The organism is Thermoflexus sp., assembly GCF_042408365.1.
Lineage (GTDB): Bacteria > Chloroflexota > Anaerolineae > Thermoflexales > Thermoflexaceae > Thermoflexus.
Window position 1 is genome coordinate 1 of sequence record NZ_JBHOQJ010000274.1, and the last position, 21,050, is coordinate 21,050.

Annotated in this window: 19 protein-coding genes and 2 pseudogenes; 11 read left to right on the forward strand and 10 right to left on the reverse strand. The window is 61.9% G+C overall.

Annotated features, from left to right (window positions below; genetic code table 11):
- From ACFMO5_RS12405 to ACFMO5_RS12420, 4 genes and pseudogenes are all read left to right on the forward strand, one after another.
- Positions 1-312: pseudogene (locus tag ACFMO5_RS12405) on the forward strand (IS481 family transposase); the annotation flags it as partial.
- 410 nt (positions 313-722) lie between these two features.
- A pseudogene (locus ACFMO5_RS12410) lies at positions 723-908 on the forward strand (S1 RNA-binding domain-containing protein); the annotation flags it as partial.
- A 12-nt stretch (positions 909-920) separates the two neighbouring features.
- On the forward strand, positions 921-1,616 hold the full coding sequence (locus ACFMO5_RS12415) for a S1 RNA-binding domain-containing protein (RefSeq protein WP_376793092.1): 696 nt from the start codon (positions 921-923) through the stop codon (positions 1,614-1,616).
- 88 nt (positions 1,617-1,704) lie between these two features.
- A complete protein-coding gene (locus tag ACFMO5_RS12420; RefSeq protein ID WP_376793069.1) occupies positions 1,705-2,523 on the forward strand; it encodes a ParB N-terminal domain-containing protein in 819 nt (272 codons plus the stop codon).
- Positions 2,524-2,639: 116 nt separating this feature from the next.
- On the opposite strand, the gene ACFMO5_RS12425 is transcribed toward ACFMO5_RS12420, so the two are convergent.
- From ACFMO5_RS12425 to ACFMO5_RS12435, 3 genes are all read right to left on the reverse strand, one after another.
- On the reverse strand, positions 2,640-3,587 hold the full coding sequence (locus tag ACFMO5_RS12425; RefSeq protein ID WP_376793070.1) for an RluA family pseudouridine synthase: 948 nt from the start codon (positions 3,585-3,587) through the stop codon (positions 2,640-2,642).
- 143 nt (positions 3,588-3,730) lie between these two features.
- On the reverse strand, positions 3,731-4,957 hold the full coding sequence (locus ACFMO5_RS12430) for an ATP-binding protein (protein ID WP_376793071.1): 1,227 nt from the start codon (positions 4,955-4,957) through the stop codon (positions 3,731-3,733).
- The gene (locus tag ACFMO5_RS12435) at positions 4,927-5,937 is read right to left on the reverse strand and encodes a TIGR03617 family F420-dependent LLM class oxidoreductase (RefSeq protein WP_376793072.1); all 1,011 of its coding nucleotides are present in this window, start codon (positions 5,935-5,937) and stop codon (positions 4,927-4,929) included. Before ACFMO5_RS12435 ends, ACFMO5_RS12430 begins: the two co-directional genes overlap by 31 nt.
- A 316-nt stretch (positions 5,938-6,253) precedes the next feature.
- On the opposite strand from ACFMO5_RS12435, the gene ACFMO5_RS12440 reads away from it, so the two are divergent.
- Positions 6,254-7,273, forward strand: coding sequence for a phosphatase PAP2 family protein (locus ACFMO5_RS12440; protein WP_376793073.1), 1,020 nt, complete (start codon positions 6,254-6,256; stop codon positions 7,271-7,273).
- Positions 7,274-7,314: 41 nt separating this feature from the next.
- On the opposite strand, the gene ACFMO5_RS12445 is transcribed toward ACFMO5_RS12440, so the two are convergent.
- Both ACFMO5_RS12445 and ACFMO5_RS12450 read right to left on the reverse strand, forming a co-directional pair.
- Positions 7,315-8,358 (reverse strand): ATP-binding protein, encoded by a 1,044-nt coding sequence (locus ACFMO5_RS12445; RefSeq protein WP_376793074.1) that lies wholly within the window; start codon positions 8,356-8,358, stop codon positions 7,315-7,317.
- Positions 8,355-9,029 (reverse strand): response regulator, encoded by a 675-nt coding sequence (locus ACFMO5_RS12450; protein ID WP_376793075.1) that lies wholly within the window; start codon positions 9,027-9,029, stop codon positions 8,355-8,357. Before ACFMO5_RS12450 ends, ACFMO5_RS12445 begins: the two co-directional genes overlap by 4 nt.
- 184 nt (positions 9,030-9,213) lie before the next feature.
- On the opposite strand from ACFMO5_RS12450, the gene ACFMO5_RS12455 reads away from it, so the two are divergent.
- Positions 9,214-9,978 (forward strand): YhfC family glutamic-type intramembrane protease, encoded by a 765-nt coding sequence (locus tag ACFMO5_RS12455; RefSeq protein WP_376793076.1) that lies wholly within the window; start codon positions 9,214-9,216, stop codon positions 9,976-9,978.
- Positions 9,979-10,161: 183 nt separating this feature from the next.
- Here ACFMO5_RS12455 and ACFMO5_RS12460 read toward each other — a convergent pair whose 3' ends face one another.
- From ACFMO5_RS12460 to ACFMO5_RS12480, 5 genes are all read right to left on the reverse strand, one after another.
- A complete protein-coding gene (locus ACFMO5_RS12460) occupies positions 10,162-11,478 on the reverse strand; it encodes a (Fe-S)-binding protein (RefSeq protein ID WP_376793077.1) in 1,317 nt (438 codons plus the stop codon).
- A gap of 9 nt (positions 11,479-11,487) precedes the next feature.
- The gene (locus tag ACFMO5_RS12465) at positions 11,488-12,105 is read right to left on the reverse strand and encodes a hypothetical protein (RefSeq protein WP_376793078.1); all 618 of its coding nucleotides are present in this window, start codon (positions 12,103-12,105) and stop codon (positions 11,488-11,490) included.
- A complete protein-coding gene (locus tag ACFMO5_RS12470) occupies positions 12,102-12,338 on the reverse strand; it encodes a sulfurtransferase TusA family protein (RefSeq protein WP_376793079.1) in 237 nt (78 codons plus the stop codon). Before ACFMO5_RS12470 ends, ACFMO5_RS12465 begins: the two co-directional genes overlap by 4 nt.
- 225 nt (positions 12,339-12,563) lie before the next feature.
- Entirely contained in the window at positions 12,564-13,082 is a 519-nt protein-coding gene (locus ACFMO5_RS12475; RefSeq protein WP_376793080.1) for a DsrE/DsrF/DrsH-like family protein, read from the reverse strand.
- A gap of 11 nt (positions 13,083-13,093) precedes the next feature.
- Positions 13,094-13,417 carry an ArsR/SmtB family transcription factor gene (locus ACFMO5_RS12480; protein WP_376793081.1) on the reverse strand — a complete coding sequence of 108 codons (324 nt, stop codon included), beginning with the start codon at positions 13,415-13,417 and terminating at the stop codon, positions 13,094-13,096.
- A gap of 593 nt (positions 13,418-14,010) precedes the next feature.
- Here ACFMO5_RS12480 and ACFMO5_RS12485 point away from each other — a divergent pair.
- The 5 genes from ACFMO5_RS12485 (at position 14,011) to ACFMO5_RS12505 (ending at position 20,618) form a co-directional block, all read left to right on the forward strand.
- Complete coding sequence (locus ACFMO5_RS12485; RefSeq protein WP_376793082.1) at positions 14,011-15,105, forward strand: BMP family protein; 1,095 nt, start codon at positions 14,011-14,013, stop codon at positions 15,103-15,105.
- 359 nt (positions 15,106-15,464) lie between these two features.
- Positions 15,465-16,610, forward strand: a complete 1,146-nt coding sequence (locus ACFMO5_RS12490) for a tyrosine-type recombinase/integrase (protein WP_376793083.1) — start codon at positions 15,465-15,467, stop codon at positions 16,608-16,610.
- A gap of 243 nt (positions 16,611-16,853) precedes the next feature.
- Positions 16,854-17,786, forward strand: a complete 933-nt coding sequence (locus ACFMO5_RS12495; protein ID WP_376793084.1) for a LuxR C-terminal-related transcriptional regulator — start codon at positions 16,854-16,856, stop codon at positions 17,784-17,786.
- Positions 17,787-18,135: 349 nt separating this feature from the next.
- Positions 18,136-18,552: a hypothetical protein gene (locus ACFMO5_RS12500; protein ID WP_376793085.1), complete on the forward strand. Its 417-nt coding sequence runs from the start codon at positions 18,136-18,138 to the stop codon at positions 18,550-18,552.
- Complete coding sequence (locus tag ACFMO5_RS12505; protein ID WP_376793086.1) at positions 18,549-20,618, forward strand: AAA family ATPase; 2,070 nt, start codon at positions 18,549-18,551, stop codon at positions 20,616-20,618. Before ACFMO5_RS12500 ends, ACFMO5_RS12505 begins: the two co-directional genes overlap by 4 nt.
- Positions 20,619-21,050 lie beyond the last annotated feature (432 nt).

Consider the following 21,050-nt stretch of genomic DNA (forward strand, 5'->3'; position numbering starts at 1 on the left):
GATCTCTACAACTGGGAACGTCCTCACGAAGCCTTGGGCATGCAGCCGCCGGCGAGCCGATATCATCCCAGTCCCCGACCCTATCCGGAGGAGCTGCCGCCCATCAGGTATGAACCCGGGGAGATCGTCCGGAAGGTGGATGACTCGGGCCGGATCTCGTTTCAGAACCGGGAGTTTCGGGTGGGGAAAGCCTTCCGGCACCAGCCGGTCTGCCTGCGACCCGCGGATCAGGATGGAGAATACGTTGTATTCTTCTGTCAACAGCCCATCGCGCGGATTGATCTGCGCCGTGGAACGAGTCGCCATATGTGAGTCACCCGATGTAACCCATGTCTCTGAACAAGTGTCACCCATGTGTCTGGTCTATACACGTCGCACGGGGGGAGGGAAGGGCGTTGAGCCAGCTTGCTTCGCTAGGCGGTGGCTTGATCCCCACTCCTTGGAGTGACCACCAAAGCATTAGGCAAGTTGGCGCTCATTATGACTAGCAGGGGTGACCACCGGATCGCGCCTCCACCTGCAAAAACCCGGATCCCCAACTGTTTGCTAGTTTGTTTCCTCCGACGTAAAATTGTGAAAGTAAGAACGACTGCACTGATTATCAGATCCTAAATCCACGAGGGAGGGAAACAGCGGCCATGGAAACGAGCCCTGTGATCCTTGAGCAGCAAGAGGAGACCGCGAGCTCCGTTAAAGTCCCCCTTCGAACCCTTCGTCCGAAAATGCAAGTTGAGGGTACTGTTCTTACCATCACCCCTGCAGGCGCTTTTGTCGATATCGGCTCCGAAATCCCCGGTTTTATCCACATCTCCCAAATGAACCCCCCGCCGCTTCGGGTATCGGATGTATTCAAGCCTGGAGATCGGGTGACCGCATGGGTCAAACAAATCAACCGAAAAAAGAACCTCCTGAGCCTAACCATGATCCGTCCAGCAACACACGGATGGGGCCAGCTGAAGCCCGGCCGTGAGTTCACCGGACGGGTCACGCGCGTGGAAGCCGGGGGGGTGTGGGTCGATATCGACGCCCCGGTCGAGGGCTTCGTCCCGGCCTCTCAAATCCGCAAAGAGGGCCGGGTGGATCCCACTGGGATGTTTCACCCAGGCGATGAAGTTAAGGTATGGGTGATCCATGCCAGCCGCCGCGAGCGTCGCCTGCGCCTGACGATGATCCCACCCCCCTCGGTGAAATGGGAGGATTTGAAGGTTGGTGAGTTGATCCGCGGCAAGGTGACCCGCGTGGAGAAATTCGGGGCATTTGTGGACATCGGCGCCGAGCGCGATGCGTTGATTCATATCAGTGAGTTTGGGGTGCGCAATCTGAAGGAGCCCACCGAGGTTCTTCAGGAGGGCCAGGAAATCGAGGCCCGCATTATCTTGGTGGATCCTGAGAAGAAGCAAATTCGGCTTAGCCTGCGGGGGCTTCTCCATGTCAAAGAGGTAGAGCCAGAGCCGCGTGCGCAGCAGACAGCCCCCTCGCGATCGGCCCCGGCCTCTGAGGCCGAGCCGGCCGAGGAGGAGCTTACCGTTATGGCTTATGCCCTGAAGCGAGCTCTGAAGGAAGCCCAAGCCCGCGGCCGGCCCATCCCTCCGCTGGAATCCCTATCCACAAACTGATGTGCGAATCTCGATGGTGGGGGCAGGCACAAGGCCTGCCCCCACTTGCGCGATGGGAGCCATGGGTGCCCTATATCTCGCGGAGCGAATGCCAGTTCTGCGCTTCATCCCGGTGGAGGACCTGATCCTTCACGAGCAGGCGGATCAGGTGCGGACGGAGCCGTTGGTCGAGCGCCTCCGGACCGATGGCATCCTGAAAAATCCCCCTGTGGTGGCGCCGATCCCGAACGAGCCTCGCTATGTGGTGCTGGACGGGGCGAACCGGGTAGAGGCCGCCCGGCGTTTGGGGCTCCCCCATTTGGTGGTTCAGGTGGTGGATTATGAGGATCCCCGCCTGGTAGTGGAAGCATGGATCCATGTGATCAGTGGCGAAAGCCCGGAAAGCTTCTTCGCTGCAGTTCGGGAAATCGAGGGGATCGCTTTGGAGCCCTCCGAACGTTTGCACGCCCGGGCGGAACTGGCCCGTCGCCAGGCCCTGGCATACTTGATATGCCCCCGGGGCGATATCTACTTGGTCCGCGCAGAAGGGGATCTCTATCGGCGGACAGAGCTGTTAAACCTCCTGGTGAATGTCTACAAATCCCGTTTCCGATTTTACCGGACAACCACCGATCAACTGGATCAGATCCTCCCCTATTATGAGCAGGTCATCGCGGTGGTGGTGTTCCCTCGCTACGAACCAGCGGAGATCATCGAGCTGGCCCGCAATGGGGCACGGTTGCCCGCCGGCATCACCCGTCATATCATCCCTTACCGGGCTTTGCGGATCAATATCCCCTTGGAGATCCTCGCTGCCCCACTCCCCCTGGAAGAGAAGAACGCGTGGCTGGCCGAATGGTTCCGCCGCAAGTTAAGGGAGCGCGAGATCCGGATCTATGAGGAAAGCGTGGTGATCTTTGATGAGTAAAGGCGGCGCGCCCTCGCTACCGCCTCTTCGGCGTGTGGGGTGATTTGCTCTCTCCACTGCATATCTTCAAATCCATGCTCGGGTTTGAGGAAAGGCCCCATGCGCAACGATGAGATCTACCGTGCGACCGTCACCACCGTGGAAGTAGCTTCCAGTGTTTGCAGAACTTCCTGTAGATCCGAAGGCAAAGGCGCTTCAAAGGTGATCGGCTCAGGATGGGAAGGCAACTGAACCGTGATCGCTCGGGCGTGGAGGAACAAACGGGGGCAAGATAACGGGGTACGCCGGCCATAGGTGGCATCCCCAACAATGGGATAGCCTACATACGCCATATGCACCCGAATCTGATGCGTACGCCCCGTCTCTGGGTAAACCTCCAGCCAAGCATAACGACCCCATCGCCCCTCGTACATCTTCAACACACGATACCGAGTACGGGCCGGACGGCCTGTGGGAACCACCGCCATCCGCTTGCGATAACGGGGATCTCGCGCGATCGGCGCCTCAATGACCCCTTCCGGAGGCGGATGTCCGATCACCAACGCCTCATAGATTTTGCGCACTGTGCGGGCCTTAAATTGGGCCTGCAAAAAGTGATACGTCCGCTCGTTCTTGGCAACCAGCAACACCCCTGAGGTCTCCTTGTCCAGGCGATGCACTAACCCGGGGCGCAAGACACCGCCGACCCCTTCCAAATCCGGGCAATGGGCGAGGATGGCATGGATCAGCGTGCCCCGGGCGTGGCCTGCGCCAGGATGCACGACCATCCCTGCCGGCTTATGGATCACTAGCATATCCTCATCCTCGTAGAGGATGTCCAGCGGAATGGGTTCTGGGGTCAGATGGGTGGGCTCAGGTGGAGGAATGTGCACGGTGATCTGATCCCCCGGATGGACGCGGTGGGCGGGGCGCAAGACCAACGATCCGTTGACCTGCACCTGACCGCCTTCAATTAGCCGCTGAGCGGCGGAGCGCGTTAGCTCAGGTAATCGCGCCGCGATCACCCGATCCAAGCGATCGCTGGTCCCAGCGATGAAGGTCTCCACACGCATCGAGATCGCCATCGTTAGCGGATCCTTGCGGGAGTTCAAACATCGAAGAGCTGGGCACCGTTTTTCAGGCCTGAGCGCGAGAACTTCGCTGCGGGGCGGCTGGCAGGATAGATGGAAGAAATTTCGCCGAGGCAGCTTCGCCGCTCGAATTTTTATTATCTTTTTCCTGCTTGGCGCCGCCGGTTGGACTGACGATGCCGGTTGCGAATGACAGCCAGGATCTCCCGATCTTCCTCCTCCTGCTGAGCGATGAAAGCGGCGATGAACGCGCTGCGTCGCTGCCGAAGCGCCATCGGAGCCACCGCTTGCAGATCTTCCAAGACAACCACCTCCCGACCGTCCGCGGCGGCATATGCGCGGGCGGCCTCCAGCAAGGCCACCTCCGCCCGGCTGGACTCGATGCCCAACTCATGGATCCAGCGGATCGCCTGCTGCTCCAGCTCGGGCGGGATGACCACGCGGGGCAACCGCTGACGGGCTTCCGAGATCTCCGCCGCCGCGGCCGCTGTATCGTGGGCCCACTGAGCCGCCAGGGCGTACGGGTTGCTCCGGAAAAGCCGCACCCGACGGTAGACTTCCAACCGGTCCTGCGGATCGCTCAAGCCACGAACCACCACCCGCAGCCCGAAGCGATCATGGATCTGGGGGCGCAACGGGCCTTCCTCCGGGTTCATTGAGGCGATCAGGATGAGGCGGGCGCGGTAGGTTGCCGCCAACGGCCCTCTTCGCACCGTGCATCGGCCCAGCGCCGCCGCATCCAGGATCGCGTTTACAATCTCGGCGTCCAAGAGGTTAACCTCGTCCACGTAGAGGACGTTCTGATCGGCCTGAGCCAGGAGACCGTGCCGGACCCTCACCTTCCCTTCCATCGCCGCATGCTCATCGATCCCCCCAATGACATCCTCCAGGCGCGCGTTGAGCGGAAGCTCGATCAGCCGCATACGGTCCGGGGCGGTGATCGGCTCCCCCTGGCCCAGCTTACGGGCGCAATCCTTGCAAACCGCATGGAAGCCCAACGTATATGCCGCCTCCGGCTCGCAACCATATGGGCAGAGCGAGCGCTCCACCGATGGAAGCAGATCCAGCAGGCCCCGCACCGCCGTCGTTTTGCCGGTCCCCCGGGCACCCATCAACAGCACGCCCCCGATCGCCGGGTTGATCAGGGCCAAGACCAGCGCCAGCTTCATCTCGGTCTGGCCCACGATGGCGAGGAAGGGAAATCGGACGCTCTCCTCCACCGGCCGATCAACCGGCGGGCGCGCGCGAAGGACCCGGGCCGCGGGGCTCTGTTCCTCCAGCAGCCGAAGCAGCATAGACGTCCGACGGGACGCCTCCGATGGTGTTCCGGAGCTCAGCGCCGCGCGCTCAGGATCCTCTCCCATAGGTCCCGATCCTGTAGCTGGAAAGGTCGATATAGCGCCACCCGATCCAGCAGGCCCTCATAGGTGGCCTGCAGGCGATCCCACACCGCTTCCGGCGGGGCGGTGATCGCAAAGGCGGCCAGAACTTCATCGGGCACCTGCTGGGGCATCTCCTCCCAGCGTCCCCGAGCCGCAAGGGCGGAAAGCGCCTCTCCAATCGCCTCCCAGCCATGCAGCGACCACACCCGACGGTAAGAGGGCGTGGAACCATAGAAGGCGACCTGGGCGCGCACGAATTCTCGTACCTCTCGCATCTCCGCCTCGTTTCGGCCCGTGATGACGAACACGCTGCCGATGATCATCAGATCCTTCCGGCTCCGGCCCGCCTTACGTGCGCCATCCTCGATCGATGGCAGTAGGATCTCGCGCAGATAGCGAGGAGTATGGAAGGGATGGACGAAAAACCCATCCCCCACCTCCCCAGCCAGACGGGCCAGCGGCGGATTCACCCCGGCCAGCACAATGGGGATCCGGGGATCCGAGATGGGCCCGGGGTCGAAGAAGGGCGACATCAGGGTCAGCTTAAAGAACCGCCCTCGATAGTTCAGGCGGTTCCCATGCTGCCAGCATGCCCACACCGCACGAATCGCCTCCACCGTCTCCCGCAGCTTCGGAACAGGAGGGTCCCAAGGCATCCCGAAACGGCGTTCGATGTGCGCTCTCACCTGAGTGCCCAGGCCCAGGATCACCCGGCCCGGTGCCGCCGCGGCCAGATCCCATGCGGTATAAGCGATCGCCGTCGGGCTGCGGGCGAAGGCGATGGCCACGCCCGTCCCCAGGGTGATCTGCTGGGTGTGCTCCGCCGCCAAAGCAAGAGGGAGAAACGGATCATGCCGGGTTTCATTGGTCCATATCCCATCGAACCCCAGCGCCTCCGCCTCCCGGGCTAGCGCAGGCACCTCCAGGAGTCGATCGAAGTGCAAATTGGCATCGAAATGCATCGTTAGGCTCCGTGGGGGATCTTACACCTCATTCATTATAATTAAGAGCCACGCTGTTCGGAGCTCGCGAGAGGAGGCGGAAAGGCCCCACCCTCCTTCCATCCCCCTGCCCACGGTCCCAAGGGCCGTGGGCAGGGGGATGCAAAATATTCTTGGGGCAGAGCCGCGGGCCTTTGGCGCGCGGCTCTGCCCCAAAGCCTCCGCCGAGGAAACGGGCTGCAAAACTCCTAATAATGGCAGTTGAGAACTGAAGGCGCTGGCTCGGCCTCCTGAGCCTCAGCGGTGAACAGGATCCCCAGCTCGAAGGGGAAGGATGATGCGCGCCTATCTTCCCTGGTATCTGGTGATCGGCTACACCGGGGCCGTATGGGCGGCCGCTATGGGGGTGATCCTCGTGCGTTGGGGTCGGCTGTGCGCTTCCCGCTGGCTTCAGGCCGGTGGCGCGCTGCTCCTGTTGGGAAGCGGGGTCGGTTTCTTCGTGGGGGTGCCCGAGATCTGGACGCCCGGACCGGCGGGCACCGAGATCAGCCTGATGAGCGGGCTGGCTATCCTCGGCGCATGGGGAACGTTCCGGGCACTTCGGGCGCTCCACCGCCCCACCCCGGACCGGACGAGGGCAAGCCCGCTAGGGACTCACCGCCCCTCCGCCTCATCCGGCGAAGCCCATCCGGATGAGATAAGCGATGGCTGCGCTCCCCCGAAGGCCAGAAAGACCGTGAAGCAGGTGGCGGTCCGATGGGGGATCCTTATCGCCGTGGTCTTCGCGCTCTGGCGTTGGGATCTCCCGTTATTCTTCGCCTTGAATCGGTATGCCGGCCGAACGCCGGGGGTCGATGGGCTCGCCCGTCTGCTGATCAACGACTACGCGGTGCCCACTGCGCTCGCCATGCTCGCATGGGCGATGTGGCTGAGCGGTGATCCAAAGCGCCAGGCAGCCGTCTTGCGGGCAACGCTGGTGATCCCTCTGAGCGGCTTTATCCTGGAAGCCATGAACGCCCTCTACTTTCGTCCCCGTCCTTTCACAGATTACGAAGTCAATCTGCTGTTTTATCATCCATCGGATTCCTCGTTCCCCAGCAACGCCGCTACGGTCGCCTGGGCTATTGCGGTTGCCCTATGGACAGGCGATCAACGAGCTGGAGCGATCGGGATGCTGCTCGCTACCGGGATCAGTTGGGCCCGGGTTTACGGTGGGGTGCATTACCCGCTGGATGTGGTTGCCGGGGCACTGCTGGGGTCCGCGCTCAGCCTGGGTTTCTATCGCCAGCGCCGCCTGCGCGAATGGAGCTTCCGCATCGTTCAACGGATCGGAGGATGGATGAGCCTTGTTCGGTAATGGTCGTTTTTCTTCGTGGGACGCGGGCCGGCCTGGAGCGCTCACACGGGCAAGAAAACTGTCACCCGCGTTCCCTTGCCCGGGGCGCTGGTGATCGCCAGTTGCCCCCCCAACATCTCCACCCATTGACGAATGGAAGTTAAGCCGATAGTTTTGCGCATCGGGGCATTGGCCAGCGCCTCCTCCACATCAAAGCCCACACCATTGTCCTCCACCTCCAGGCGAACCCCCTGAGGCTGGAAGACTAAGCGGACCACCGCTTGGGAGGCTTGGGCATGACGGCGCACATTCGTAAGGAGCTCCTGGACAATACGGAACAGGGCGGCCTCTTGGTAAGCTGCCAGCCGATATTCCTCTCCGCTGATCTGCAGATTAATGGAGAATTTCGCTTTGTCCTTTAGGGTCTCCACATAACGCCGCACCGTTGGAACGAGCCCCAGATCGTCCAGGCTCATCGGGCGGATATCGAAAAGGAATTCCCGCATGCGCTGGAACGTCTCAACGACCGCATTTTTTAAGACAGCGAGCTCCGTCTTCGCTCGCTCCGGATCCCGCTGGAAGAGGCGCTCGCAGATCTCCGCCTGCAGCACCAGATTGGTCAAGGCCTGGGCAGGCCCATCATGGAGCTGGCGGACTAAGCGCTGGCGCTCCTGTTCTTGGGCCTCAAAGAGGCGCACGATCAGGTCAGACTCCATCCCAGAACGTGAGGCTGGGGCTTCTTCCTGTTCTTCCTGCGCCCTGGTCAACATGGAGCAGATGCGGTCCAGAGCCTCCAGATAACGCTGAAGGTGGGTTTCAAGGCTTTGAAATTTCTCCAGCTGCCCTCGCATCAGCCACAGCCGCTTCTGAACATCCAGGGCGGATTGATAGGTTTCGATGATCTCAGCCGGTGGCACGCTCTCCGGCCGGTTCTCCATCTGTTTGATCTGGTTCGTCAACTGCAGGCTGCGTTGGGCCAGCCGCTCGACATCCCTGGAGGTCTGCCGAATTAATGCCTGAAGTTCGGACAGCTGACGCTGGGCAGCTTCCTGCTCCTGGCGACAATAGTTCGCTAGCTCTTGCAATGGTGAAGTCTGCTCGGTCACGGCTTCCCCTCCGGGGCGATGGGTTCCTCCGGCAGGCGAACCCATCCACGGCGGATCGCCAGGATGGCCGCCTGAGTCCGATCACTCAAATCCAGCTTGCGCAGAATCGCCGTCATGTGATTTTTCACGGTCTGCTGGCTGATCCCCAGCCGCTCCGCAATGGCTTTGTTGCTGTATCCCAAGGCCACATATTGAAGGATCTCCCGCTCCCGGGGGGAGAGCGACCGGTCATCGATCTCTCCCGCCTCCCCGATGATCTGCCGAACCTCAGTGGCAGTCACAACCCGTTGGCCCAGCAGATAGCGTCCGGAGAGCACGTGGCGAATGTTCTGGAGCAAAACATCGGGGGGCGCGTCTTTGGAGCAGTAACCGTTTGCGCCGATACGGATGGCGTGGCGCATCTGCTCCTCGCTGTCATAAGCGGTCATCACGAGGATCGCGCCTTCGAACCCTTGAGCCCGCGCCTGCCGGATGACATCCAGACCGTTCAGGCCAGGCAGGTGGACATCCATCAGCACCAGATGGGGGTTCAGTCTCAGGATCATATCCAGAGCGGCCTGCCCATCGGACGCCTCCCCGACCACCTGGAGCCCGGGCTCCATCAACAGCGTGTCTCGCACGCCCTTGCGGAACAGCGGATGATCATCCACAATCAGCACCCGATAAGCCATCGCCATGCCTCCTTTCCTAATCCTCCGAATCGCTAGGAGGCTCTAAATATTTTTAAGTAAAACCGTAAATTAGGCAAGCCCGGTTGCTCTTTTTAGAGATACCCCGGTGGGCAGTTCATCGCCAGGTGCTCCCTATAAAATTTAGAGGAACAAGCCGGCGGGTAAGGCGAATAGGAACAGAGGGATGGATCTCTTCCTGCGGTCAGTAAGCCTTCTGGTTCTGATCTTTGGAGGACCTGCCCTGGCTCTCTGGGCCCGCGCCCGGTGGGGGCGACCGGCCGCCTGGCTGGGGATAGGCGCCTTCATCTTCACGGGGGCTCAGGGGGTGCGGTTGCCTCTTCTGGCCGGGCTGAGCTGGCTGTTTCAGCGCGGATGGCTTCCCCACCCGTCCGATCCCCTTACATTCAATTTGATGGTCCTCAGCGTTTCCGCAGGCCTCTTCGAGGAGACCGCCCGCTGGCTGGGGATGCGCTGGGCCCGGCGGCGCCAGGAGCGCATCGGACTGGATCTGGGCGAACGCGATGTCCTGGTGCTGGGCCTGGCCCACGGGGGCGCCGAGGCGTTCTGGCTGGGTTTGATCGGATGGATCCAGCTGATCGCCATGACCATGATCCGGGAAAGCTTGCTCCCGACACCGCCGGGGGCCGAAGCGGCCGTTGCTGCTTATTGGAATGCCCCGGCGTGGCTGCCATTGGTCGGCATTCTGGAGCGAGGAATGGCGATCGGGATTCACATCGGGCTCGCGTTTTTGGTCTGGCTGGGAGTTCGCCGGAGTCAATTGGCGCTCTGGGGAGCCGCAGTCCTCCTCCATGCCTTGGTGAACGGAACCGCCGTCTACGCGATGGCCCGCTGGGGGGTTTGGGCGGCGGAGGGCGTGGTCGCCCTCTGGGCGCTGATCAGCGCCTGGGGCGTGAAGCGCATCCGCGCAAGGGCCGCAGATTCGCGCTGAGGCTTGCACAGGAAATCCATAACCTCCCCGCAGCCTGAGGGAGAAGGGGTGGAATGGGGAAATCATAGGAGCCAAGGATCTCCAGCGCGGTTCCTCACATCCCTTTGTAGGGGTGGGCACAAGGCCCACCCCTACAAAGGGCGCTCACATCGGGGCACCCCTGGGGATGTCCCGGGCGGGCCTTCAAACACGCGCTTGAACAGCAGCTTGGACGGATAGCGTAGGTGTCTGAACCTTCACCCGTGCGGCCAGATAAGCCTTCACCACCAGGTCCATCAGGCCGCTCACCTGGATCCCCAGACCATAATAGTCGTTCAAATCCCCTAATTGGAGCCGACAGTTATCGCACGAGGCGACCACGATTTGAGCCCCAGTCTGACGGATCTGCTCGACCTTACGACGCCCGGCGCGCATGCGCTTCTCATACCATTCGGGGATCGCCACCAGACCTGCTCCGCCCCCGCAGCAGAAGTTCTCCGCTCGATTCGGCATCATCTCCCGGAAATTCTGAACCACGGCTCGCAGGATGATCCGGGGTTCCTCCAGCAGGCCACCGTTCCGGCCCAGGTTACATGAATCGTGGTAGGTGACCGGCTCCGGGTTCGCCGAGGGATCCAGCGGCAGACGACCTTGCTGGATCCACTCCGCAGCGACTTCAATGATGCTGCGCACCCGGAAGGGGAAATCGTCGAACCAATTCGGTGCCTCCCAGCGCAGAACCGTATAGGCGTGGCCGCACTCCGCCAAGACGATCTCCTTCACCCCAAGGCGACGGGCTTCATCCACGATCCGCTTGGCGATGGCTTTGGCGCGCTGGATATCCGCTAGGAAGTAGCCATAGTTGGCCGCCTCGAACATACTGAGGGTCCAGTCTGCTCCCACCGCGTGGAAGAGGATCGCCGCAGGCAAGATCGTGTGGGCCCCTGAGAGGGCCACATAAAGGATCTCCGCACCCGCCTTCTCTATAGGTATGCGAGCGCTGGGGTCGCCGAGGCGCTCTTGGAGCTCTCGCTCTAATTCACGGATCTGATCGATGTAGAATTCCCGAAAGAACTCGAGGTTCTCCTCCCGAGCGATGGCCGCGTCGGCGAGCTGGGTGAGCATCTCGGGGGCCTTCCCCACCGCAGTCAGCATCGCGCGGGCAGCCCGCATGATGAGGGCGGTGTCCACCCCCATCGGGCAATTCATCGTGCAGCGGCGGCAGAGGGTACAAGCACCGAAGGCGATCTCCGCCAGCTCGTCCAAATCAGCTTCGGAGAGATCCTTCGCTCCCACCCACCATGGGAACAGACGCCCCAGCGGGTCATGAAGGCGCCGGTAGAAGCGGCGGACCGCCTCTGCCTTCGCGGTGGGCGCGTTATGGGCCTCGGGCTCAGCGGCAAATACATGACACGATTCCGCGCAGATTCCACAACGCGCGCAGACTTCCAGGGCGGCGAGCAGACGCCGATCCAGGGATTTTTCGAAGGTCATCAACGCTTGTTGAACGAGCTCGCTCATAGGGCCCTCCTAACCCAGCACCCTTCGCCGGCCGTAGAACAGGCCGAAGAAGAACCGTGAAAAGAAGAAATAGATGCAGTGCCGGATCTTGGTGAGCGGGATGGCGATCAGGGTCAAAGCGGACAGGCCATAAAAGGTCGCCGTCCACTGAGGATCCGCCCAGAACGCCACACCGGCTGCTTGCCACAACGTCACCAGCACCACCGACGCATAGTCATCCGGATAGCTCAGCGCCCGCAGCCGCTCATCGAAGATCCGCATGAGGATCCCGATCAGGCCACCGACCGCTCCGATCCCGGTGAGGGCCAAGCCCGCCGCGGCGATCCAATCCGGGAGAGCCGATCGCCAGGGGCTGACGGCCAGGGTGGCCAGGGTGGCGAAGATCCCGATGTGGAAGAGCACACCCCGAACATAGGGCAGGAAATGATGTCGTGTGCTCTCCTTCGCCCAGGGCATCATGCCCCAGGTGAACGCATACAAAACCCCTCGCCATCCGCGGCCCCGGGGCTGGGCCCGATCCGGCCGATAAGGGCGGGCCAGCAACCCGCGAAGCCGCCAGCCCGTCCCCACCACGCTTAGGCCCAGCGCGATGAGGACGATCCATCCCCACAGCGCCGTCGCGCTCATTTCAGCCTCCGCACCACAAAGCGGATGACCTTGTCCTGCTTCTCGATGGACACCAACTCGTTGCCTGTGCTCCGGCACCACGCCGGGATGTCTGCCATCACCCCGGGATCCGTCGCGTAGGCTTCGATAATCCCACCGATCGGGACGTTTTTGATCGCCTGGTTGATCTTCACCACTGGCATGGGGCACAGCAAACCTTTGAGATCCAGGACGAGATCCGCTTTCAGTTCCATTGGGCACCTCCTGCCGATAGGAAATGAAATTTAGCAAATTCACCCACCCACGAGGGTTTTGGGGGGCAAGCCGTGCACCTTTGGCGCCCGGCTTGCCCCCCTTTCACCCCCTCCCCATGGCCCTTTGGACCGTGGGGAGGGGGGATGAAGGGGGTGGGGGCACCCGCTTCTCCTATGGCATATCCTCCGGGTGGAATGTGCAGATGAATTTGCTGGATTTCAGCGTTAGATGAACAGCGTGATCTTGGAGCGGGAGGCTTCCTCTAGGAAGGTCGCCACCCCTACCACATCCTGCACCTCATCGATGAGGTCCTCCCGTCGGATCTCCATCACCTCCATGCTCATCTGGCATGCCAACATGCGGACGCCCAGCTCAGCCGCCAGCTTGCGTAACTCGGGCAGCGGCGTCACATTGTGGGCCTTCATCATCTTCTTGAACATCCACCGACCCAAGCCGCCAAAGTTCATCTTGCTGGGGCCAACACCGGTGATATCTTTCAGGAAAACGCTGAGCATCCGGCCGAACAGACTACGCCCCGTGGAGGTCCGCTTTTTAATTGCCTGTAGCCCCCAGAAGGTGAAGAACATCGTGACCTCCATCCCGGAGGCGGCTGCACCGGTGGCGATGATGAAAGCGGCCATCAAGCGATCCATATCGCCGCTAAACACGACCATCGAGAGCCGGTTTTGAACTTGCGGCTCCGAATGCGTAAGGGAGAGCTCAGCGGTCTGCTCCAAGGCCATCGGGGCCTCCTTCACTCGGTGATGTGCTGATAAAAATGGATTCGATCCATTAGAACTGCCCGCATGAGATCCAGGGCCTGGATGACCCGGTAATCCGCCAGGGCATATTCCACCACGCCTCCCCGGCGAGCGGCGATCACCAGACCTTTCGAGGCCAGAATCCGAAGGTGACGAGCTACGGTGGATTGGGGAAGGCCTAACGCCCGAGCCAGCGCGGTTCCGGTCTGAGGTCCGTCGGCTAACTCATAGAGGATAAGGATGCGCGTAGGATCCGCCAGCCCTGCACAGATCTCCGCGTGGAGCTGATGGATTTCCTGTCGTGTTGGCCGTTCCATCCCCCGCTCCTTACCGGTTATCCGGTTAATAGGATAACCGGTAAGCCGGACCAGGCATTGTGGATTCTGTCACAATTTTTTGTGCAGAAAATCACAACGTTGGCGATTTATAATAATTTCAGTTAGCAATTCTCTTTTTCGGATTTCGGAAAAACGGCCGCTCTCTCTTCTGGCGGCCCCTTGATAAGGGGAGCGAAAGGATCGGGGGCGAGCGGAGCTCCCTTCAGTGGCTTCTAACCTCTGAAGATCGCCGCGTCCCCACCCCAACATCCTGCCACTTCCCTCCTCTCCGCGGTCCGGAGGGCCACCGAGAGGAGGGGAAGGTAGAAAGGTCTGGCCCCGCACAAGCGGCTCAGCCCCCAAGGCCCCTAGGAGAAAACCCACAGTGATGTTGCGTGAGAATGGGTGAATCGTTACAGGGTGCGAATGCGGATTGGGGGGTGGGCCTCTCGACATGTCGGGGCGGTCAAAAAGAACAGGCACCCAAGCGCCCCACCACGAACAGAGGGGATTTGCTGGACCCCCGCTCCTTCGCTATAATCTCCAATGTGCCCTGGCCCTATTCCATCCCAGGTGGAGGAGAGGAGGTTTCCATGTCGAAAAGAACGCAGATCCTGATGCTGCTGATGGTCCTCGCATTGCTCTTGGCTGCCTGTGCGCAGCCAGCAGCTCCAACCCCGACACAGCCACCTGCTCCTACTGGCGGGCAACCTGCGGCTGCCACCCCTGCACCAGCTGCAACCCCTACCAAGAAACCTTTCCGAGTGGGTCTGGTGACCGACGTTGGGAAGATCGATGACAAATCCTTCAACCAAGGAACCTGGGAAGGCGTCCAGAAGGCTGTTAAGGAGCTGGGCGTGGAGGCGAAATATATCGAAACCCAGGATCCCAACGACTACATGAAGAACATCGCCCAGTTCGCTGACGCCGGCTACGACGTGATCGTCACCGTCGGCTTCGCCCTGGGAGAGGCGACACGGGAGGCGGCCCAGAAATACCCCAACGTCAAATTCATCGGCGTCGATCAATTCCAGGAGAGCACCATCGAAAACGTAGCCGGGCTGATCTTTGAGGAGGACAAGGCCGGCTTTATGGCCGGGGCCCTGGCCGCCCTGATGAGCAAGACCGGCAAGATCGGCGCCGTGCTGGGCACCGATGCCGTCCCACCGGTCTGGCGCTTTGGCGAAGGCTACCGCGCCGGGGCAAAGTATGTGCGCCCGGACGTCGAGGTGCTGGTGGTTTACCATAACGACGTGGGGCTGGATAAGACGTTCACCGACCCTGAATGGGGCAAGTCCACGGCCCTTTCCCTGGTGGACAAGGGCGTGGATGTCATCTTTGGGGCCGGCGGCAAGACCGGCAACGGGGCGCTGATCGCCTGCGCGGAGACCAAGAAGTGTCTGGCTATCGGCGTGGATGTCGATCAGTACTACACCGTCCCCGAAGCCAAGAGCGTCCTGCTCACCAGCGCGATGAAGGATCTGACGGAAGGAACCTTCAATCTGATCAAGGCCGCTTACGAGGGGAAGTGGCAGGGCGGCAACGTGATCGGTCCGGTCCGCCTGGCTCCGTTCCACGACCTTGAGAGCCAGGTCCCGCAGGAGGTCCGCCAGAAGCTGGCGGAGATCGAGAAGGGGCTGAAGGACGGGACGATCAAGACGAACGTCCCGCCCGCAAAGCCCCAGTAATCTGAGCGGATCCCCAATCCGCAGGGCTGGGGCATCCATCGGGGCGGGAAGGATCCCGCCCCGATTTCATTCCCCAGCTGCTCATCCTTCCGAGCGAAAGCCGGGAGGGAGGCCGCCTGCCAAGCGTAGGAGATACGGGGCGAACAGCTTAGATATAATACGAGAAGGGGGCGGTTGGCCTCTGGTGAGGCCCCCGGTCTTCAAAACCGGTGTCGGGTCGCGGGGCGGCCCGGGGTGGGTTCGATTCCCCAGATATGGCGGTGTATCCCCGCTTAACCCCCAGATATAGCCTCTCGAAATACCCATCCCACCTTTGACAGCATCATGACAACATTCCTTCGCGGCGAGGGAGGTGAGCGATGCCCCGCAAAGCCTCCGGCGAAGGCAGCATTTGCCTCCGCAAGGACGGCCGCTATCAGGTCTCCCTCCAAATCGCCGGCGTCCGACGCGTCGCCTATGCCCGGACGGAACGAGAGGCCCGCCGACGCCTCGCGGAGCTGAAAAGACAGGCCGCCCTCCAAGGCGCCCTCCCCAACCCCGGCGCGCGGACCGTGGCGGATTTGCTGGATGCCTGGCTGGCCGTGAACGCCCCCCGCTGGCGCCCCCGAACCTTCGAGGATTGGCGCTATGTGTGTGAGGCCCATCTTCGCCCCGCCTTGGGGGGTGTGCGGCTCGGCCGGCTCACCCCTGCCCAAGTGGCGCATTTCCTCTCCACCCTCGAGGAGCGAGGCCGCCACCGGACGGCGCTCAAAGCCTATCGCGCCTTGAGCATGGCCTGTAAGCTGGCCGTCCGCTGGGGATGGCTCCTGATGAACCCTTGCGAACGGGTGACCCCACCCCGCTACCGGCCCGGACGTCAAGAGCTTTGGACCCCTGACCTTCTCCGGCGCTTCCTCGAGGGGACGCGAACCCACTGGCTCCATCCTTTGTGGGTCTTCCTGGTGGCCACCGGCTGCCGCATTGGGGAGGCGCTGGGCTTGACCTGGGGAGACGTGGACCTGGAGAGCGGGACGGTCATCATCCGGCGGAACCTGCAGTGGGCGAACGGGGCGTGGCATCTTCAGGAGCCAAAGACGCCGGCCGGGGTGCGCACCCTGGCGATTCCGCCGGAGGCCGTGGAGGCCCTCATCCGTCAGCGTCGCCAGCAAGCGGAATGGAGCGAGCGGGCGGGGGAGCGCTGGGCGAACGAGTGGAAGCTGGTCTTCACCCAACGGGACGGCCGCCCTCTATGGCGCAAGACCGTGGTTCGCGCGATGTGGGAGGCGTGCCGACGACTGGGGTTGCCGGTCCTTACACCCCACGGCTTGCGCCACCTTCACGTATCCCTTCTCCTGGAGGCCGGAATCCCGCTTCCCCAGGTCGCGCGGCGGGCGGGACACTCAAGCCCCCACATCACCGCGGCCATCTACGCCCACGTGCTGAAGAGTGGGGATGAGCGGGTGGCTGTGGTGCTCTCAAAGGCCTTGAACGGAGAGGAACCATGTGGCCAAAGGAGGGAACCATGAAAGTGCGATACACCTTTTCGTCTCAGGCGTGCGGAGCGCTACCCAAAACCGAGTGGACTTGGTAGAGTGTGGGTGACGGGGGCCGGGTGGCGGATGGCGCCCCGCCCGCAAGCCCGGTGGCCACGGACACCGGGGCCCAGCCCCTTAAAACCACCGCCGTGGAGGTGAGATATGAATGGAAAGACCGGACCCACCGCTGGGGAAGTGCTGGAACACCCGGAGCGCTATCCGTATGAAATGCGGATGCTCCGAGAGGCAGCCGCCCTCCTTATGGAAGCCCTCCAGGAATACTTCCGCCCCTCTGTGGAAGCCATTGGGGAGAGGCTCTGCCAGGCTCTTGTGGGACCGCGCCTGGAAGCGCTCCTGGAAGCATCCAAACGCCTCGTGGAGGGAGTCGCGGAACCACTCGGGCGCATCGCAATGGGAGTTCTCCGCCACTTAGTGAATCAGGTCCTGTCAGGAAACTGGCTCAAGTATTGGGCCGGCAGGGTGGTTCAAGCCCTGAAGAAAGCCTACGGGAAAGCGCACCGTCGGGAGTTCAAAGAGGAAGCCCGCCTCCTCGGGGAACTGGACGCGCTGTTGGCCCGGCGAGTGGAGCAAGAGCTGGAGTGGATGGGCGGAGCACAGTCGCGGGAGGAGGTGACCGCAACCATTCTGGCCAAAAACATGCTTTTGGCCCTCGAGGAACTGCAGGAGATGGGGCTCGGCGAACTTCCTCTCAGAGAGTGTTGGGACCCTCTGGGGGAAAAGATGGTGTGCGCTCTGATGGGCGACTTACTGGGAAGGCCGTTCCCCAGGACCGATGTGCTCGAAGTGAGGGTGGAGGAAATCGATTTGGAGCAGCTTCCGGACACCACCCCAAGTGTTGAGGAGGAAGTAGAGCGGCCCGAGGAGGAGGCCGAGCCCGCAATAGGGCGATGGAGGCCGGAGGTGGCGAGGGAAATGGTGAAGCGCCTCGAGGAGCGCCTTACACCAAGGGAACGTGAGGTATTGCATACGTGGTTGGACCTGACGACATCGGAGGGCCGCAAGTATAAAGGACAAGGCTCGGCGGAGATAGCACGGAGGCTCGGGCTTAAGGAAAGCACGGTGCGGGTGATACGGAAAAACATTCGCCAGAAGGCAAGGGCCGTGATGAGGGAACTTTTAATGGAGGTAGGCACCACCAACCGGTAGGACAAAAACAGGCCGTCCCTCGTATTCGCCCCCTGGCCGAGTAGGTTCAGGGGGCTTTTTTGTGCCCACTGGTCGTGAAATATCTCACATATAAACGCTTTCGCCCCATGTATATAGAGAGACCTTTCAGGAGGTGTGCGATGGCGATGCTTTTTGTGGTGATAGAGCGGGGGGACTCCGGCAGGGATTCCCTACCCCTCCTGGCCACAGCTAACCCGAAGTTGGTTCGGCGAGTTATTGAGGTGCTACAGGATGAGCTGAGCCAGGCCTTCCAAGAGCACGAGACAGACTGGGACGCTGCGCGATTCCTGGATGCCCTTACTTGGGATAACGCCGAAGGAGGTGACCCATGAACAAAAAGACGAAGGCCGCCGGCTGGCCCCGGCGGCCCATCAAAGAACGGAACGGAGCTTCATTCGCTCCTCATTATACCCCATCCCTCATAAAAGTCAACGGCCGCCCCGTTGGCGAAGTCCGCGACGGCGTCTTCCGCAAGCACGTCCGCGCAAGCGTCCACATGTTGCGCCGTCCGCCGGCATGGGCCCTGGACGTGGAGAGCCTTGCGGATGCCGAGCGCCTTGGCGCACGGGTGGTGGAAATCGTGGACGTGGAGACCGGCTTCCGGTATCGCGCCAGCGTGGCGCGTATCCGCGAGAAGGGCTTTGAGCTGGACCGTGGCCACGGGCGCCAGATTGCGCTCGAATTGGAGGAGTGGGCCGTGGAGCATCCCAAGCAGCCCATCTTACCCTTGGAGGTATGGCGATGAGCTCAGGCATTGAGTTTGTGGACGGCCAATATGTCGTTTCCCGCTTCGAGGACCGAGGGGTTCGCTTTATCGTGGACCGATTGGAAATCGACGAGAAGGGCCACTACACCGGCAATCTCCAGGTTGAGGTGAAGAGGGATGGCCGATGGGAGACGCTTTATTACGCTCCGGCCAAACTCTCCTCGGCCCCCGGACAGGCAAAAGTCGCCCATGAGCTGGCGAGCCTCTGGAGCGACGTGGACCTTGGCGCCTGGCACGAGATGGTGAAGAAGGCATGGGAGCTAATCCAAGCCTATCGGAAGCATGGCGCTGCGCTCCCTGAGCCCCCCGAGGAGCATCCCAGCCTGGAAATCGTAGACGGCCGATACGTCGTCCGCCTCTTTGAGAGCAAGGGGGTTCGCCTCACCCTGGACCGGCCTCGGCTATCCCGGAACGGCCATCTGCGAGGACGCCTCCAGGTGGAGGTGGTGCGTGGCCCCCAGTGGGTGAAGATATTAGACACCGTGACCAGTTACACGGACCTTCGTGACCGGAAAGAAATCGCGGAGACCCTTTACAAGGTCCATCCCTTCCCTATCGATACCTGGCTGGGCATCGTGGAGAGGAGTTTCCAGATGGTTCGCGAGGCTGAGGATGCCGAAAGGCTGGCCTCTGGAACCCAGCGCTGGAGCCCCGTCCCCATCACCGAGCTATCCGGAGATGATACCGAGGTGCGATGGGTGTGGGAGGGCCTCCTGGCCCGCGGGCATTTGACGGATTTCTACGCCCTTTGGAAATCCGGCAAGACTACGCTGGTGGCGGCGCTTCTACGACAGATGGAGACCGGAGGGGAGTTGGCCGGGAAGGCGGTCCAGGCCGGAAAGGCCCTGGTGGTCACCGAGGAGGCGAAGGCGAAATGGGCCGAGCGTCGGGAAGAATTCGGGCTCGGTGACCACGTCCACATCATCACGCGGCCTTTCCCGAAGCAAGCGACTTGGGAGGGATGGGAGGCCTTTGCCGATTACCTGGCCGGGCTGGTTGCCGAGCGCGGTTACGACCTTGTGGTGTTCGACGCTCTGCCTCACCTATGGCCGGTGAAAGACGAGAATAACGCCCCCGAAGTAGTCGCGGCGCTTCTACCCCTCCAGGCCGTCGCCGACGCAGGCTGTGCCGTGTTGTTAGTTCGCCACCCCCGGAAGAGCGACGGTGGCCAGGGGACGGCCGGGCGGGGGTCAGGGGCCATTTCCGCTTTCGTGGACATCATTATCGAGATGCGGCGCTACGAGCCGGAGCAGCAAGACGACACCCGGCGGGTGTTGACCGTCTACAGCCGCTATGAGCCCTTCGAGGTCATCATCCGATGGAACGGCGGCGCGGATTACGAGACGCTGGGTTCGCCGGCGGCCTATTCGGCCGAGGCCCAGCGCCAGCAGCTCCTGGACGTCCTGGCGGAGCACGGACAGGCCACCACGGGGGAGCTGGCCAAGGCCGTTGGGCTCCCCCATGCGACGGCCTCCAAGCGTCTGAAGGAGCTGCAAGAGGCCGGCCTGGTGCGGCGGGAGGGGTCAGGGAAAAAGGGAGACCCCTACCGCTGGACCTTGGCGGACGGGAGCGGAGAAACCCCGGACACCGAATTCGTTTCTCCCTATATAGATAAGGAGCGTGGAGAAACGAATTCGGGTGGTGGCTCGGCGGAGACGGAAGGGGGAGGCGGGACGGAATTCGTTTCTCCACGCTTTCTCCACGGAAATAAGCGTGGAGAAATGGAATTGGGGAATGGCTCCAAAAGGGGGTCAGAATTCTTTTCTCCACGCTCCCTATCTATAGGGGGAGAAAAGAAATCTGGGGTGGGACAGGAAGGGGATGGCCAGCTCTCCATGGGGGAGCTTGTAAATTCGGTCACGAGCGCCGAATCCCCGGCATCTCGGCCTATCTGTGTGGATTGTGGGAAACCCATTGAGGACCCCCGGTTCGTGATGAGGTGTCCACACTGCCTAAAGGCCGCATATGACCGGGAACCGCTGCTCAAGATGTCGGGATACCCCAGCCACCTAATGGACTGGCTGGCGGAGCACGGGGAGAGGTGAGTGGTAAAGAGCATAAACCAGGAGGCCGGAGCTCTCCCTTCATGGCCTCCCCAGGCCTTGGCGGATGGACCGCCGAAGAGGCACCCCCAGGCGGAGACCTGGGACTGCCTCAAGGCCTCCAGATGCCGGGTGACCTGGGACGGCTGAAGGTGGGAGGGTTTCGGAGGCCTCCCGGTGGCCACAGGAAGGCCTGGGAGCCGGGTTTCCGCCGGTCAAGGCTCCAGAAACCCTTCGGGTAACCCAAGGGCCGCTCCTGGGCCCTCCGGTGTGAAGATTCAGGCGCTCCCAATCCATTGGCTGGAGTTGTCCGATGGGCAGGCCGGGCTTCTGGACCCGGAGCCAACCCGCCCCTGGGCAGTTGGTGTCCCGTCACGAAGTTCACCTGTCCACAGGACCGCCCGAAGCGGGGAATATTACCTGTAACGAACTGAT